The sequence below is a fragment of the Affinundibacterium fentianense genome, from assembly GCF_018139545.1.
In the GTDB taxonomy this organism is placed as follows: domain Bacteria; phylum Pseudomonadota; class Gammaproteobacteria; order Burkholderiales; family Burkholderiaceae_D; genus Undibacterium; species Undibacterium fentianense.
Window position 1 is genome coordinate 24,621 of the sequence record NZ_JAGSPJ010000008.1, and the last position, 15,614, is coordinate 40,234.

Sequence of the window (15,614 nt, forward strand, 5' to 3'; positions counted from 1 at the left end):
GACTACAGTGTACTTGAGCGCAAAGTCGCAAGTAGGAGTTCTTTTGGAACTTCCGTGATAATACTCTTTCCAAGTGGTTTCAATAAAATGAATTTAATCTTGCCATCTTCATTCTTCTTATCAACTTCCATCAACTCCAACCATGTTTGCTCACCAAGATCTGGTGCGACAGTCGGGAGCCCTGCCGCATCGACTAATCTTGTTATGCGTGCCTTACTTACGTAGTCTATATAGCCAAGACGGTATGATAGGTCAGCAGCTAACACCATACCGCAGCCAACGGCTTCGCCATGCAACCATTTGCCATAGCCTAAACCAGATTCGATTGCATGACCAAATGTATGCCCAAAATTCAAAATTGCTCGCAAACCACCTTCGCGTTCATCTTGGCGCACGACATTTGCCTTAATTTCACAGGACTTGAGCACAGCATAAGATAGTGACTCATTGTCCTTAGCTCGCAATTTTTCAATGTTGGTCTCAATCCATGTAAAAAATTCCGCGTCAATAATTGCACCGTGCTTAATGACTTCCGCCAGTCCAGCAGACAATTCCCGAGCAGGTAGGCTGTGTAGACTATTCATGTCAGCAATAACAGCTTGCGGCTGGTAAAACGCGCCAATCATGTTCTTACCCATAGGATGATTGATTCCCGTCTTCCCCCCGACAGATGAATCAACCTGGGCCAGCAATGTTGTTGGTACTTGGACGAATGGAATTCCCCGCATATATGCTGAAGCGGCAAAACCCGTCATATCACCAATAACACCGCCACCTAAGGCTAATAACATGGTTTTACGATCACATTTCTTACTCAGCAGGGCGTCAAAAACCGTCATCAAACTTTCCCAGTTTTTGTACTCTTCCCCATCGGGCAAAACGATCGTTTCGACTTGCTTGCCGATACTGCTCAATGTGCTTGCGATAGACTCTAAATATAAAGGTGCCACGACAGTATTTGTCACTATCACGATCCGCTGCGCCTTAATCCGATTTTGCAAGAAAGTTTGATTCGTTAAGAGATCTTGGCCTATCGTAATTGGGTAGGATCGATCCCCCAAGTCAACCTGTAAAGTTTTTGCCCTAGCGACGTCATTGTCCATAATTAACTTAATTGCTTGAATATCCTGATTTGCGACCAAGGCACCGCGTACTTTTTCAGTCAATTGCACAAAATCGTCGCCATGAGTCTTCTTTTGCCCAGGGACTTTTTCGATGATCGTCTGAACCAAAGTTTGCAGTTGCGGTTGCCCAGTTTCAATAACAATATGTGCGACTTCACGATACAGAGGATCCCGCTGTTGCTCGAGCTCTTCTAGCTTTTTTCTAGGATCAGGAGTGCGAAGCAAAGGTCTTTTTTTATCATGGCGAGTACGATGCAAGATATTACTAATACTTGCCTTCAAATAGACAACCGTACCATGGGATTGAAGTAAGGAACGACTCTGAGGATTCAATATTGCGCCGCCACCTGTGGCTAACACGATATTGTCTTGCTGGCAGAGATCGCGTATGACATCTGCCTCACGTTGGCGAAAACTCGCTTCACCTTCAATTTCAAATATCACCGAAATAGCGACACCTGTTCGTGCCTCTATTTCGTGATCAGAATCAACAAATCGCTTATTTAATTTTTTTGCGAGGGCTCTGCCAACCGTCGTTTTGCCAGAGCCCATCAAGCCTACTAGATAGATGTTACTTGTCACTCAAATTACTCAACATTCACATGAAATTACGGGATCGGGGTACATCCGCCAACTCCAGTTATTGGATCACCCATACCATTGTCTTTAAGATTGAAAAGCGCCGTTGCCGAGGCACCGAGACTATCCAAGACTGTCAAAGTAATTGTACCAATACCCAGTGGCTTATAAGTACCCGATTCATCAACTGAAATAAAGCATCGATTGCCAGTTGAGCCCAAGCCAATGCGTAAAGTCGATGTACTAACAATACTCACGGATGACAAATTCAAATCACTAGTAAATGCTCGATAAGGTGGTGTACCACCATAAATCGAAAGGTCAATCGTGTTTGTCGACTCTTCAGCGACCAACAATGTATTGGGTGAAATACGTAACAATGAACTTGCCGCCGTTGCAGTGATTGTGATGCTCTTTGTTTGTCCTTGGGAGTCAACAATCGTGACTAGCGTTGCGCCGACATTGAGAAGTTTTGCCGTGAACGTTCCACCTGTCGTTGAAATTGATGTAGGACTAACAGTTGCAATACTTGGATTGTTATTCGTAATCGTGTAGTTCGGTGATCCGCCAGAAATCTTAAATACCAAAGTATCGCCCACAGCACCAGTGGAGTCCCCAGGCAAGATATTCACGGCAGTATTCGCCACAGATGACACAGTGACTGCGATATTGACTGGTGCGCCAAGTGAATCACGAATCACGATTTCCGCGGCACCTGCAGCAACACCATTCACTGTAAATCCACCAGCAGTCGAACTCACCGATGCAACACCAGAATTACTCGATGCGACAGAGTACGGTGCAGTACCGCCACCAATTGAGTAAGATGCACTGGAACCAGACGCTAAAGTGATAGAAGACGGTGCAGTCGTGAACAAGGGGACGACTGTACCGGAACCAACCGTTGCGTTGATCGTCAATGGCGTGCCTGATGAATCCGTTACTGTAACTTTAGCTGAACCAACTGCGACACCAGAAAGCGTCAGAGTGCTACCAGACACTGTCGCCGTCAATACGCTGGTATTGCTACTGCTGACTAAATAAGGTGCACGACCACCGCCGATAGTGAAAGTTGGCGAAGTTGAAGGTGCAATCACGACATCACTCGAAGCTGTCGTAAATAACGGGGTCGGTGTGCCAGTGCCTACTGTGACATTAATTGACAAGATACCTGTTGTCGAGTCACGAACGATGACTGTCGCTTTTCCTGTTGAAACGCCAGTAATGACCAAATCATTGCCAGTTAATGTCGCTTTCGCAACAGCAATGTTACTACTACCAACAGTATAAACAGTAGTGCCCCCGCCGACTTTGTATGCATTCGCACCGCCTACTTCAACTGTCACTTCGGATGCTGCCGTTGAAAACAAGGCATCAACGGTACCGACAACAACATCAATCTTGATTTCTTTACCAAGTGAATCTTTTACTGTCACGACTGCCTTACCACCCGTCTGACCAGTAATAATAAATTCTTTCGATGTAGTTTGACCTACAGTCGCGATGCGTTTGTCGCTACTCGACACAGCATAAATTTGACTTCCGCCGCCAATAGTATAAACGGCAGATGTTGCTCCCACGCCAACTGTGACAAGACTTGGCGCAGTCGTAAATAAATCCACCAAGCTACCGACAACGATATCAAGTTTGACAGACTTACCCAACGAATCCGTCACAGTCACCACAGCTTTCCCCCCCGCTTGCCCAACAATTGCAAACTCTTTAGGGGAGACAGTCAACACGGTTGCTACACTACGATCGCTACTCGTTAATGAGTAAATTTCGCTTCCACCGCCAATTTGATAAGTCGAAGATGTTCCTCCAACCGAGACGACAACCGTGCTCGGGGCTGTTGTATAAAGTTCAGCACCAGAGCCAACCGTCACTTCCACTTTTTTACTTCCGCCCAAGGTATCGTTGATCGTTACTGTGCTTACACCAACAGCCACACCAGTCAAGTAAAACTGCGAACCATTTTGCGTCACAGCAACGACCTGGCGATTACCGCTTGCTACCGTGTAAATTCGGCTACCTCCCCCGATGGTGAATGTTGTTGAAACCTGACCGATACCCAAATTCAGTTTTTCGGGTGCGCTAGTGAAGAGATCAACCCCACTGCCGACAGTCGCTTCAATCGTAACTCTGGCGCCGGATGCATCTACGACCGTGATCGTCGCTGTTCCCCCACCGCCACCAGTAATGGTTAATGTCTTGCCACTGACGCTGACACTAGCAGCACCAGAACTACTTGTCGCCGTGTAATTCGGGACGCCACCACCCACGTTATATGTTTGGATTTCGCCTGGCGCAATGATGATTTTATCTGCTGCGCTTGTAAACAAGGCAACCCCGCTGGTATTCCCAGCGGACCCACCACCACCACCGCAAGCTGACAGCATAAGCAAAACAGTCATTGCGAAAAAAGCGCGAATTAACTTCGTCATGTAACACCTATTTAATATTAATGAATACAGATCAAATCTGTATCAGAATCAAAAACTACCTAACTATTCTTACAACTTATTGATTTGCAAAAGTACCCGTCAATTGAACTTTTGGCGTGATAAAAATCAGCAATTCGGTTTTATTATTTGTTTTCCCAGTTGATTTAAACAAATTACCAAACAAAGGCAAATCACCAAGGAATGGGACTTTCGTGACGTCAGCGCGCTCTTCTTGCGTGTAAATACCGCCCAAAACAACAGTGCCACCATTTTCAACTAACACATTTGTTTTCACTTGCTTCGTATTAATCACTGGGCCACCACGAGTCTCCTCGCCGCGACTATCTTTGTGAACATCCACATTCAGAATAATTGTTCCGTCGGGAGTGATCTGTGGAGTCACGTCAAGACTTAAGGTCGCCTTTCGGAAGTAAATCGCAGTTCCACCGCTTAACGTCGCAATTTGGTATGGAATCTCTTGTCCTTGTTCAATGTGTGCGGGCGTTTGATCTGCCGTGACAACTCTTGGGCTTGAAATAATTTTACCATCGCCATCCGCTTCTAACGCTGACAATTCCAAATTTAGAAAACGATTCGCAGCAGCTGAAAATAAGCTCACTGCTAAACTACCAGCATCGAGACCACCGATACCCGCTGCTGGGAGATTCACAAATTGCGTATTAGGGACAAAACTCTTTTCCGTAATTCTTGCCTGCCCAGTTTGCTCACCAACCCCCAAATAATTACCTGTCACTGCAGCGCGCTGATTGCCAGAGATTTGAAAGCCTGTGTCGCCACCTTTCAAGCCACGCAGGTCAGCAAAACCTAATTTCGCGCCGAGATTTCGACTAAATTTATTATCCGCCTCAACAATTCTCGCTTCAATCACGACCTGTTTAGTTGCAATATCGGTCTTCTGAATCAGTTTGCGCACTTCTTCAATTTTCGACGCGATATCTGTAACAAACAATTGATTTGTTCTTGGCTCAATCATCACGTTGCCCCGCTTCGACAACATCCGATTATTGGTCGCATTCTCTACCCCAAATAATTTTTGAAAAGTTTCCGCTTTTTGATACTTAAGCTGAAAAGATTCCGTCTTCAATGGTTCAAGTTCTGCAATGGCTGCTTTTTGTTCTAACTCTAACTTTTCCTTCGTCAACAATTCATCCTTCGGCCCAATTAGGATGACATTGCCGTTCTTACGCATATCAAGACCCTTGATTTGCATCACAGTATCAAGTGCTTGATCCCATGGAGTATCAATCAAACGAATGGTGATGTTGCCGCTCACCGAGTCGCTAGCAATAATGTTGACGCCTCCTTGTTCTGCAATGATTTGCAGAACCGCACGCACATCAACATCCTGGAAATTCATCCCGAATCGATCCCCTTTGTAACCTTGTGTGCCTTGTGTCAACTTATTGGGGTCTTCCTTAATTGGTTTGACTTCAATTACTAATTGACGATCGCTTTGATAAATACTATGTTCCCAGAGACCTTTGGGTTCAATCAACATACGAACATTTTCACCTTGACGACTCGTGCTAACTTTTTGCACTGGCGATCCGTAATCCGCAACATCCAAAGTACGCCGCAGAATGTCTGGCAATCCGACCTTAAGGAAATCAACAACAATAGTTTGACCCTGTAGGCGCGCATCAATTGCGACTTGATCATTCGGCAGATCAACAACAACACGGCCGTCCCCAGCCACTCCACGTCGAAAATCAATATCGCGCAGCATTTGCTTACCAGCTGGTATCGCTTCTTTTGGTGCAGTTGACACTGGTAAGCCGATACTATTGACTGGCGTCGCCAGTCCACCGGATCCGTCGATGGTAACGATTAACGCATTGCCTTCAATAAAAGTCGCATAATTCAGTGGACGATTGAGATTAAAAACCATACGAGCACGGTCTGGTACTTCAACCAAGTTCAAACTACGGACTTCGCCAAGTCCAATGTCCACAGTACTTTTACCTGTGCCATTGGTCGTGTTTGCGAAATCAAGTGAAATACGGGATGGGTTGGTAATAGAAAATGCGACCGGCGGCTTCACTAATGGTGATTTGAAATTGATTTTAACAATAACATTCGCGCCCTGCTGATTTGCAGTAATCGATTCGATGGTGTTCGCGTTTTGCGCATTCGCCATCTGGCTCATGAATAGCAAACCCAGAAGGAAATACTTCATACTCACCGCGCTCCTCATTCCTGCTTTTATCAGTTTATTCATTTTTTCGCCTCTTGCAATTCCAAGCTTGCTTTTCTTTCGGTCCATTCGCCGCTCGCGTCTTGGACTGTTTCAACCAGATCAATGCGGGATTCGTTGATGCTGATGACTTTTCCAAAATTTTGTCCCATGTAGCCGCCTACCACTACAGGGAAAACCGCTTTCCCAATCTGTATTAAGCCCTGCAATGATTTTCGATTATCGATCGTACCGACCATCTTCATGGTTTCAAGCGCATATCCTTCTAACGCTTCTTTAGGGCGATCAAAGTCAGGTTTTAAACCATTGTCATTCGCGGCTTTCAAGCGAGCAAAAACAACTAGCAATTTGCTTGAGTCGAATGGATCGATCAAATGCCCACCGCTATAAGTCACCGGCACGAACACCTTAGGTTCCGCAACTGGTGTTACTTTCACGTGCATTTCTTTTTTAACTTGATCCATCCACTCTTTCAGCTCTGTAACGCCATTGTCGCCGCATGCGGCAAGGCTGCTAGCAAGAACTAAGATAATGAGCTTACGAAGTATTCTCATTTTTTAGCCTCTTTCTGCTTTTCTTTCTCTTTTTTACGAAGAGCGGCTTGTTCCGCGATTTCGGCAGGATCTAAATAGCGATATGTTTTCGCTATGCCATCCATAACAATGCCGGGTTTCTTCGCATCTTTGCTAACAGCAAACGTCAAATTATTGAGCGTCACAATCCGCGGAAGTTTCGCCACGTCCGCCACGAACTGCGCCATATCGTGGTAATTTGCAATCATCTGAATTTCTATCGGAAGTTCAGCGTAATAATCTTTGATAGTTGCGGCAGCTGGTTTAAAGATTTCCATATTTAAACCACGACCATTCGCAGCAGAATTGATATCTTCTAAGACAGCTGCATATTCCGCTGTACTTGGGAGTTGTTTTTCCATTCTAGAAACATACTGAAGGACCAATTTACGTTGCTCTTTTAAGGCATCAAGACTAATCGATTGCTGCACCTTAATCTTAAAGGTGTCTTTGAGTTTTTGCTCTTCTTGCTGGCCTAGATCAATTTCTTCTAGTTGCGTACTCCAATAAAACCACCACCCCACAAATAACACAAACAAGAAGAGCCCAAATGCTGCAAGCAATCTTGGCGCTAGCGGCCATAAGCCAGGGTGCAATCCATTGAGGTCCTGAAATTGCCCAATGACCGAGTCGAATTTTTCTTTGATATCTGCCATATTCTTCTCTTTTTTAAGGCACCTTAGGAGCTACAGTCTTCTTCTTAGCAGCCTCGGTATCTGTTGCACTAGCGGCAGCGGCCTCAAGTTCTCGAGGACGACGAATGCCGACATTCAAATCAAATTCAATTACCCGTTTCGCATCACGGCCTTGACCGAGACCAACCGCTTTATTTTGAATAATTTCGGGCTTCGTCATCCACTCGGAGGAATTCAATTCATTAACGAAGAGACCGACTACTGCATGCGACTGCGCATATCCCTTAATCGCAATTCGTTGACCGTCTTGTTTAATTAAAGTCAGATACAACCCTTCGGGAGCCAGCTTAACCAATTCATTCATCATAAATACAGGCTGATTTCGATCCCCCTGTAAATCTTCCACCGCTTGTTGACGTGCGGTCAACGCTTCAATCTCTTGCTTGAGATTTGCAACTTCCTTGATTTTGATATCCAACTCAGTATTTTCGGCGGTGATGAAAGCGTTCCGGTCCGTCTGCGCGGACAATTGTGCGGAAAAAAACAAGCCGACCAAAATAACGACAGCTGCGCCTACTAACCCAGACATCATCATTAAGGCATAAAACTGGCTCTTAAGTTCTTTGCGCTTTTCTTCTCGATGGGGAAGGAGATTAATTCTGATCATTATCCGTACCTCCGCATCGCTAGTCCACAAGCAACTAGGTAAGCCGGGGCATCATTCCGCAAAGATTTTTCGTTCACGTTCGAGCCTAATTCCATCCCCTTAAATGGACTAATAACGGAGGTCGATAACTTTGTTCTCTCAGCCACAATATCTACTAATCCTGGGAGCATCGCACACCCACCGCCTAGATATATTTGATCAATTCTGGTGTAGGGAGTTGATGTAAAAAAGAACTGTATTGCTCGGGTTACTTCCAAGGCAGCATTTTCTAAGAATGGCTCTAACAATTCCATTTCATAGCTGTCAGGGAGATCACCTTGTCGTTTCTTAGTTTCGGCCTCGTCAAAGGACAATCCATAGTTACGCACAATGTCTTGCGTCAGTTGATTCCCACCAAATTGCTGATCACGCTCATAGATGACTTCACCATTAAGGAGAATAGAAATATAAGTTACCTTTGAGCCTATTTGAAATAGCGCATAAATTTGATCTTGTCCGCCATTTGGCTGCTGCTCTATCAAACGTTCAACAGCCGAGCGCGCGGCATATGACTCAATGTCCATCACTTTGGCTTGCAGACCCGCAGATTGCACGGCAGCAACACGATCTTCAATTTTCTCTTTTCTCGACGCTGCAAGTAACACGTCGACATCTTCCTCGGAATTGGCTGTTGGACCAATCACACAGAAATCGATACTAACTTCATCCATCGCGAAAGGGATATATTGACTCGCCTCAGACTCCACTTGAAATTCAAGAGCTTGCTCCGAAAGGCTTCCAGGCAAAACCATCTTTTTGGTAATCACAGACGAGGCTGGCATTGCCAACGCAACGTTCTTAGTTCCCGTTCCGCTTCGTTTCAATACTCGCAAAATGGTTTCCGATACCTGTTCTAGATTTTCGATATTTCCGTCGACGACCGCACCTTTCGGTAGCGGCTCGGAAGCACATCGTTCCAGTTTGAAATCTTTTTCGCCTGACCGAGAGAGTTCAACCAGCTTGACGTCAGACGTGCTGATATCCAAGCCCACCAGGGGCGGATTCTTTTTTCCAAGCAGTGATGCAAGATCTAAAGCCAAGGATATCCCCTCAAATAAATATTTTTTATGCCAAACATACCAGAGTTTTCAAACCAAAATTGCTCTAAAAAAACAATTCAAACTTGTACAAATTTGATTTTTTCTTTTAAAAACCGCGATTTAGCAGACACTCATACTAGCTTACGTTAAATCCTAGCAATAAGGGGAGTGTAATGTAAAGCATTTTCAAGACTGAACGGCGCTTTTACGTTGTCAATTCTCCACTTAGTCATCAAAAACTCAGAAATGCAATTTTTATCAACGAAACGGGGCTTTATAATTCGTGCGTGTCACTCCTAAAGAAAATATTGTCATGTCATCAATAAACTCCAATAGTCCACCTTCCGAACAACCAGAGCAAGAAAAGAAACCAATCAGCCCATTGGCTCGCATATTCATCAATATTGCTTTGATCTTTTTTGGACTCTGTTTAACCGGCCTGTTGATCTTAGTGTTCGCAATCACCATGGCCTACCCCAACCTGCCGGAGATTGATGCGATCACTAGTTATCGTCCGAAAATGCCGTTACGTGTCTTCTCCGCTGATAATGTATTGATCGCTGAATTTGGCGAAGAGCGCAGAAACGTTGTGCATTTTTCACAAATCCCCGATGTTATGAAAAAAGCAGTATTAGCGATTGAAGATGACCGATTCTACGAACATGGCGGTGTCGACTACATAGGAATTACCCGTGCTGCTCTGAATAATGTGACTAGTGGTAACAAACAAGGTGCGTCAACAATCACACAGCAAGTCGCACGCAATTTTTTCTTATCAACCGAGCAAACGATCAAGCGAAAGATCTATGAAATTTTACTCGCCTGGAAAATTGAACAAAATTTGACCAAGGACCAAATTCTTGAGGTCTACATGAATCAAATTTATTTAGGACAACGTGCTTACGGTTTCTCTTCTGCAGCGCAAATTTATTTTGGTAAGAGCTTGAAAGATGTATCGATTGCCGAAGCTGCAATGCTTGCTGGCCTCCCGAAAGCACCGTCGGCCTACAATCCAGTTGCCAATCCAAAGCGTGCAACCGTGCGTCAGCAGTATATCTTGCAGCGTATGAAACAACTTGGCTACATCACGGAAGCACAATATGAGGTAGCTAAAGTGGAGAAGTTGCACATTAAGACAAATAGTGCCGAATTCGGCATTCACGCAGAATACGTTGCTGAGATGGCTCGTCAACTTGTCTACGAGCAATTCAAAGAAGAAACATATACACGCGGATTGAATGTCTACACAACAATAAGCAAAGAAGAACAAGAAGCCGCGTATGCATCTCTTCGTAAAGGTGTGCTCGACTACGAACGTCGGCATGGTTACCGTGGTCCAGAAGCCATTGTCGAACTACCGAGAAATAAGGATGCTGCAGATGAAATTATCGAGAAGGAGCTCGCAGATCACCCTGATAGCGACGACATACTCGCGGCGATGGTCTTGGAAGCAAACCCTACCGCTGTCCGTGCCGTACTCTCTTCTGGCGAAGAAATACAAATTGCAGGATCAGGACTTAGCTTTGGTGCATCGGGGCTAAAACCAAATGCTCCAGCCAACAAACGCATCCAGCGAGGAGCCGTCATTCGTGTAATTCTGGATGGTAAGAATTGGTCGATTATTCAGATGCCAGAGGTTCAGTCCGCATTTGTCGCAGCGGATACGCACGATGGTGCAATTCGTGCTCTCGTTGGTGGATTTGATTACAACCTAAATAAATTCAATCATGTTACGCAAGCGTGGCGTCAACCAGGGTCTAGTTTTAAACCTTTCATTTATTCCTCGTCATTAGAGAAAGGATTGTCACCTTTGACGATCATTAATGACGCGCCGATCAGCTTTGATGCCGGCCAGACAGGTGGACAGGCTTGGGAGCCCAAAAATTACGATGGAAAATACGAAGGTCCGATGTCGATGCGAAAAGGTTTAACGAAATCAAAGAATATGATTTCAATTCGCATTTTGCAGAAAGTCGGCGCTAAGTATGGCCAAGAATATACGAGTCGTTTTGGCTTCTTGCCAGAAAAAAATCCTCCCTACTTAACTCTCGCCTTAGGCGCGGGGGCAGTCACACCTTTGCAAATGGCAGGTGCTTATGCAGTATTTGCCAATGGAGGCTACAAGATCAACCCTTACCTAATTTCAAAGATCACCGACTCTGATGGCAAACTGATCTCGCAAGCGAAACCGGACGTCGCTGAAGACGAGGCAAATCGGGTAATTGATGAAAGAAATGCCTTTCTAATGGACAGTATGCTACGTGATGTTGTCCGCTTTGGTACGGCAACTAAGGCGCTCTCTCTAAAGCGCCCAGATATCGCCGGCAAAACGGGGACGACAAATGATTCAATTGACGCGTGGTTTGCCGGCTATCAAGAGAAAATTGTCGGTGTAGCTTGGATTGGTTATGATCAGCCACGCAATCTTGGCAACCGCGAGACTGGCGGCGGCCTTGCCTTACCAATATGGATAGGCTATATGCAGCGCGCGTTGCGTGACATTCCGATTATGGAACGCAAAGTACCTAATGGAATCATTCAAGCAGAAGGCGACTATTTTTACGTAGAAAATCCACCTGGATCCGCATTACGGAACCTCAACGCAGACGAAGTAATCATTGAGTAATGGCCTGAATATAAACCACAGGTCGATCCGAATTAAATGTGTTCAGACAAAAATAGCGAGGGGCTGTATCCTCGCTATTTTTCTTTCAGCGCCCTAGCCAGATTAGTTTTGTAATTCCGCAATACTATTCAAACTTGCGAACAACTCCGTACCATCACGTGTATTTCGCCAAGAATCTTCGACGTATTTGTAGTGGAAGCCTCCAGAACGCGCAGCAACCCACATCTCTTGCATCGGAGCTTGGCTATTTACGATTATTTTTGAACCGTTCCTCACAAATTCAATCTCAAGAACATTTCCGCTACGTTTGCAATCGACATCCCAAGTGTCGCTTTCAAATGCCTGCTCAAACATCTCTTGGACTTGCTGTAAGCAGTGATCTGCCATACGCAAAAATTCTGATTCGGTCATGTTACACTCCTGCATTGTTTGATATTTTGCTCATTCAGAGCTGCATTTTATACGGGATCGACTATTTTGAATAAATCGCGCTATATAAGCTTACGGTCTACAGGGCTATTAGTTTTTAATTTAATGCTGTTAGGAACATTAAGTGCATGCGGCCAAAAAGGTCCATTATTTATTCCTGAAAAAAAGACGGCGCCAAGTACACCGTCTAGTCCTGAGAAGTCACTTTCATTCACGCAATCATAGCTAATTGTGCGATTCTCTTTTCTGGCGATCACGCAGACTCCAGAACAAACGGATCACAAGCAAACCAGCAACTCCAAACGCAAATAAAGTTGGTTGTATCCACAAGTTTTTGCCTGCTCTCATCCAGAAAAAATGCAATACTCCCAAAGGCACAATGACATAGACCAATTGGTGTAGACGCTGCCACTGCTTACCGCCTAATTGCCTGATCATCCATTGATTGCTTGTCAGGGCGAGCGGGATCAACAAACTAAATGCAATAAATCCGACAGCGATAAATGGCCGTTTCAAAACATCCTGCCACATTTCCGTCAGCTCAAAGAAATGGTCGAACCAAAGAAACGTCAGAAAATGAACGCTGGCGTAAAAGAAACTATATAACCCGAGCATACGGCGCAGGCGCACTAACCAATGCCAGCCTAGCCACTTCCTAACCGGGGTCAACGCAAGCGTCGCACATAAAAAATAAAGTGTCCATTCTCCGGTATTTCGCGTAATGAACTCAATCGGATTGGCACCGAGTGAATCCCGATAAATTGCCCAAATCAATCGTCCACCCGGCAGCAGTGACAAAAGAAAAACGATCCATTTCACCCTTTGAATTTGACGCTGCGTTAACGATCTCATAGATGTCCTCAATAATATTTTCTCAAGTCCATCCCAGCATACAAACTTGCGACCTCGCTATAACCATTAAACATCAAGGTCTTGCGTTTTCTCGTCAAAAAACCATCTTCACCAATCCGACGCTCTGTAGCTTGTGACCAGCGTGGGTGATCGACTTCCGGGTTCACATTCGAAAAAAATCCATATTCTTCCGGTGCAGATAGATTCCAAGAAGTACGTGGTTGATCTTTTGTTAAACGGATTTTTACAATAGATTTTGCCGACTTAAATCCATACTTCCATGGCACGACTAAACGTACCGGTGCTCCATTCTGATTTGGCAAGACATCACCATACATGCCAAGTGCCAATAAAGTCAGGGGATGCATTGCCTCGTCCATTCGCAAGCCTTCAGTGTATGGCCACTGCAGAACCCGACTATTAATACCAGGCATTTGGCGCTTATCTGCTAAGGAAATAAATTCCACATAACGTGCGTTGGATGTAGGCTCAACTTTCTTCAATAAATTTGACAAAGAATAGCCCATCCAGGGAATAACCATCGACCACCCTTCGACACAACGCAGTCGGTAAATACGTTCTTCCAACGGAGCTAGCTTAATTAGATTATCCAAATCGAAAGTCAGAGGCTTCTTCACCTCTCCTTCAACGGTCACAACCCATGGTCGAGTTTTGAGTGTGTTGGCCGTCTCAGCTGGATCTGACTTATCCGTACCGAATTCGTAGAAATTATTATAGGTACTAGCATCTCGATAGCCGGTCTTTTTCTCGGTCGAGGCATATAGAGGATTAATCGTCCCTGATAATTTTTGCGTCACGCCATTTTGAGCGAATGCTTCACGTCGCAGCATTTCTAGGATCGATGCACTAGCGATCGATCCTATTGCCAACTTTCGCATAAATTCACGCCTCGACTCGACGATTTCTCTAGGTGTTATTTCAGATGGAAGTGGTGCAAAATCACCAAATCCTTTCAAAATTTTGCTCATAAATTCTCCTCAGTGACAGCAATCAGCTTATGACAAACAATGCTCAATCAAATACGGAACAGCGGCGGACTGATCTGCTGCTACCCTAGTGTCTCATAAGTCGAAGAAAGCGTTTGAACCTTACAAAATAATAGAACGTTTCGGTACAGCACGAACCGAGTTTGTAAGATAGATTATCTAGTTGCCACTACATTCAAAAAAAAGAAGGGCGCTGGCTTTACGCGAGCGCCCTTCTCCATGCAACCCAACTTTGTTTTCTTATAGCGCGCCGTAGGAATGCAATCCTGATAAAAACATATTCACCCCTAAAAATGCAAATGTAGTCACAAGCAGGCCCACGACTGCCCACCATGCAGCCACTTGACCGCGCAGGCCCTTCATTAACCGCATATGCAACCATGCGGCATAATTCAACCATACAATCAATGCCCAAGTTTCCTTGGGATCCCAAGACCAATATCCACCCCATGCCTCGGCAGCCCACAAGGCTCCCAAGATTGTCGCGATCGTGAAAAATGCAAATCCAACCGCAATTGCTTTGTACATCACATCATCTAGTACAGCTAAACTCGGCAAACGATCCGAGATAAAACCTTTCGACTTCAATAGATAGGCGACCCCCACCATTGCCGCCAAAGAGAATGTTCCATAGCCAATGAAATTGGCTGGTACATGAATTTTCATCCACCAACTTTGTAATGCGGGCACCAAAGGTTGGATATCCGCAGCATCGCGACTCACGGTGTACCACAGTAAAAAAGCGACCGCTGCTGAAATTACCAACAAGACAAAAGCACCCAACTGGCGTGTCCCATAGCTTTGTTCATAATATAAATAGAACAAAGCAGTAATCATCGAGAACAAAATAAATACTTCATACAGATTTGACACGGGTATATGACCGACATCGGCGCCAATCAGATAAGACTCATACCAACGCACCAATAGACCTGTGAAGCCCATCACAACGGCAGCCCAACACAAGCCAGATCCAACTGCTGCGCCAAAATCAGACCGAGCAATCAAGCCCCCCCAGTAAAACAATGTCGACAAAACGAAGAAAGTACTCATCCACAAAATGGCGGATTGGCTCGACAATAAGTATTTCAAAAAGAATTTTTTGTTCGCCAAATCTAAAGAACCCGCGTATTGTGAGATCGCGAATAATGACAAGATTGCTAACACGATCATCAAAGCACGAATCGGTTTCCAATTCCACCCCAATACCGCAAAAGTTGGTGCGCTCAAAAGCAAGATCGCTTCTTCATAAACATCCATGTGTGCGCCATACATTTTGAAAGCGTACAAAGCACCTGCACTCAACATCAATGCATAAAGCCAATCAAAGGCTCCCAAACGCTTCCAATAACTCTGATAGGTCAGACTAGTTTCCATACTTATCC

At 44.9% G+C, this 15,614-nt stretch carries 13 protein-coding genes; 2 read left to right on the top strand and 11 right to left on the bottom strand.

Annotated features, from left to right (window positions below; genetic code table 11):
* Nucleotides 1-2: 2 nt before the first annotated feature.
* The 7 genes from aroKB to KDM90_RS16655 all read right to left on the bottom strand — a co-directional run bounded on the left by aroKB (nucleotide 3) and on the right by KDM90_RS16655 (nucleotide 9,315).
* Entirely contained in the window at nucleotides 3-1,706 is a 1,704-nt protein-coding gene (gene aroKB, locus KDM90_RS16625) for a bifunctional shikimate kinase/3-dehydroquinate synthase AroKB (protein WP_329605340.1), read from the bottom strand.
* A gap of 26 nt (nucleotides 1,707-1,732) precedes the next feature.
* Nucleotides 1,733-4,147, bottom strand: a complete 2,415-nt coding sequence (locus KDM90_RS16630) for a beta strand repeat-containing protein (RefSeq protein ID WP_212676769.1) — start codon at nucleotides 4,145-4,147, stop codon at nucleotides 1,733-1,735.
* Between the two features lie 76 nt (nucleotides 4,148-4,223).
* Nucleotides 4,224-6,386 carry a type IV pilus secretin PilQ gene (gene pilQ, locus KDM90_RS16635; RefSeq protein WP_438947445.1) on the bottom strand — a complete coding sequence of 721 codons (2,163 nt, stop codon included), beginning with the start codon at nucleotides 6,384-6,386 and terminating at the stop codon, nucleotides 4,224-4,226.
* On the bottom strand, nucleotides 6,383-6,916 hold the full coding sequence (locus tag KDM90_RS16640) for a pilus assembly protein PilP (protein WP_212676771.1): 534 nt from the start codon (nucleotides 6,914-6,916) through the stop codon (nucleotides 6,383-6,385). The genes pilQ and KDM90_RS16640 overlap by 4 nt, the downstream gene beginning before the upstream one ends.
* Nucleotides 6,913-7,590, bottom strand: coding sequence for a type IV pilus inner membrane component PilO (locus KDM90_RS16645; protein WP_212676772.1), 678 nt, complete (start codon nucleotides 7,588-7,590; stop codon nucleotides 6,913-6,915). The genes KDM90_RS16640 and KDM90_RS16645 overlap by 4 nt, the downstream gene beginning before the upstream one ends.
* 13 nt (nucleotides 7,591-7,603) lie before the next feature.
* Nucleotides 7,604-8,236 carry a PilN domain-containing protein gene (locus KDM90_RS16650; RefSeq protein WP_212676773.1) on the bottom strand — a complete coding sequence of 211 codons (633 nt, stop codon included), beginning with the start codon at nucleotides 8,234-8,236 and terminating at the stop codon, nucleotides 7,604-7,606.
* Complete coding sequence (locus KDM90_RS16655; protein ID WP_212676774.1) at nucleotides 8,236-9,315, bottom strand: pilus assembly protein PilM; 1,080 nt, start codon at nucleotides 9,313-9,315, stop codon at nucleotides 8,236-8,238. Before KDM90_RS16655 ends, KDM90_RS16650 begins: the two co-directional genes overlap by 1 nt.
* A 313-nt stretch (nucleotides 9,316-9,628) precedes the next feature.
* Between KDM90_RS16655 and KDM90_RS16660 the strand changes: the two genes are divergently transcribed.
* On the top strand, nucleotides 9,629-11,941 hold the full coding sequence (locus KDM90_RS16660; protein ID WP_212676775.1) for a penicillin-binding protein 1A: 2,313 nt from the start codon (nucleotides 9,629-9,631) through the stop codon (nucleotides 11,939-11,941).
* A gap of 102 nt (nucleotides 11,942-12,043) precedes the next feature.
* On the opposite strand, the gene cyaY is transcribed toward KDM90_RS16660, so the two are convergent.
* The gene (cyaY, locus tag KDM90_RS16665; protein WP_212676776.1) at nucleotides 12,044-12,352 is read right to left on the bottom strand and encodes an iron donor protein CyaY; all 309 of its coding nucleotides are present in this window, start codon (nucleotides 12,350-12,352) and stop codon (nucleotides 12,044-12,046) included.
* Between the two features lie 66 nt (nucleotides 12,353-12,418).
* Here cyaY and lptM point away from each other — a divergent pair, with 66 nt between their 5' ends.
* A complete protein-coding gene (lptM, locus tag KDM90_RS18470) occupies nucleotides 12,419-12,595 on the top strand; it encodes an LPS translocon maturation chaperone LptM (protein ID WP_212676777.1) in 177 nt (58 codons plus the stop codon).
* Here lptM and KDM90_RS16675 read toward each other — a convergent pair whose 3' ends face one another.
* From KDM90_RS16675 to ccsB, 3 genes are all read right to left on the bottom strand, one after another.
* Nucleotides 12,596-13,222 (bottom strand): protein-methionine-sulfoxide reductase heme-binding subunit MsrQ, encoded by a 627-nt coding sequence (locus KDM90_RS16675; protein ID WP_212676778.1) that lies wholly within the window; start codon nucleotides 13,220-13,222, stop codon nucleotides 12,596-12,598.
* A gap of 8 nt (nucleotides 13,223-13,230) precedes the next feature.
* Nucleotides 13,231-14,211, bottom strand: coding sequence for a protein-methionine-sulfoxide reductase catalytic subunit MsrP (gene msrP, locus KDM90_RS16680; protein ID WP_212676779.1), 981 nt, complete (start codon nucleotides 14,209-14,211; stop codon nucleotides 13,231-13,233).
* A gap of 258 nt (nucleotides 14,212-14,469) precedes the next feature.
* Entirely contained in the window at nucleotides 14,470-15,606 is a 1,137-nt protein-coding gene (ccsB, locus tag KDM90_RS16685) for a c-type cytochrome biogenesis protein CcsB (RefSeq protein ID WP_212676780.1), read from the bottom strand.
* Nucleotides 15,607-15,614 lie beyond the last annotated feature (8 nt).

Coding starts and splice junctions, on each gene's coding strand:
- KDM90_RS16630 (WP_212676769.1), bottom strand. CDS start 4,147: ATGACGAAGTTAATTCGCGCTTTTTTCGCAATGACTGTTTTGCTTATG.
- pilQ (WP_438947445.1), bottom strand. CDS start 6,386: ATGAATAAACTGATAAAAGCAGGAATGAGGAGCGCGGTGAGTATGAAG.
- KDM90_RS16640 (WP_212676771.1), bottom strand. CDS start 6,916: ATGAGAATACTTCGTAAGCTCATTATCTTAGTTCTTGCTAGCAGCCTT.
- KDM90_RS16645 (WP_212676772.1), bottom strand. CDS start 7,590: ATGGCAGATATCAAAGAAAAATTCGACTCGGTCATTGGGCAATTTCAG.
- KDM90_RS16650 (WP_212676773.1), bottom strand. CDS start 8,236: ATGATCAGAATTAATCTCCTTCCCCATCGAGAAGAAAAGCGCAAAGAA.
- KDM90_RS16660 (WP_212676775.1), top strand. CDS start 9,629: ATGTCATCAATAAACTCCAATAGTCCACCTTCCGAACAACCAGAGCAA.
- cyaY (WP_212676776.1), bottom strand. CDS start 12,352: ATGACCGAATCAGAATTTTTGCGTATGGCAGATCACTGCTTACAGCAA.
- KDM90_RS16675 (WP_212676778.1), bottom strand. CDS start 13,222: ATGAGATCGTTAACGCAGCGTCAAATTCAAAGGGTGAAATGGATCGTT.
- msrP (WP_212676779.1), bottom strand. CDS start 14,211: ATGAGCAAAATTTTGAAAGGATTTGGTGATTTTGCACCACTTCCATCT.
- ccsB (WP_212676780.1), bottom strand. CDS start 15,606: ATGGAAACTAGTCTGACCTATCAGAGTTATTGGAAGCGTTTGGGAGCC.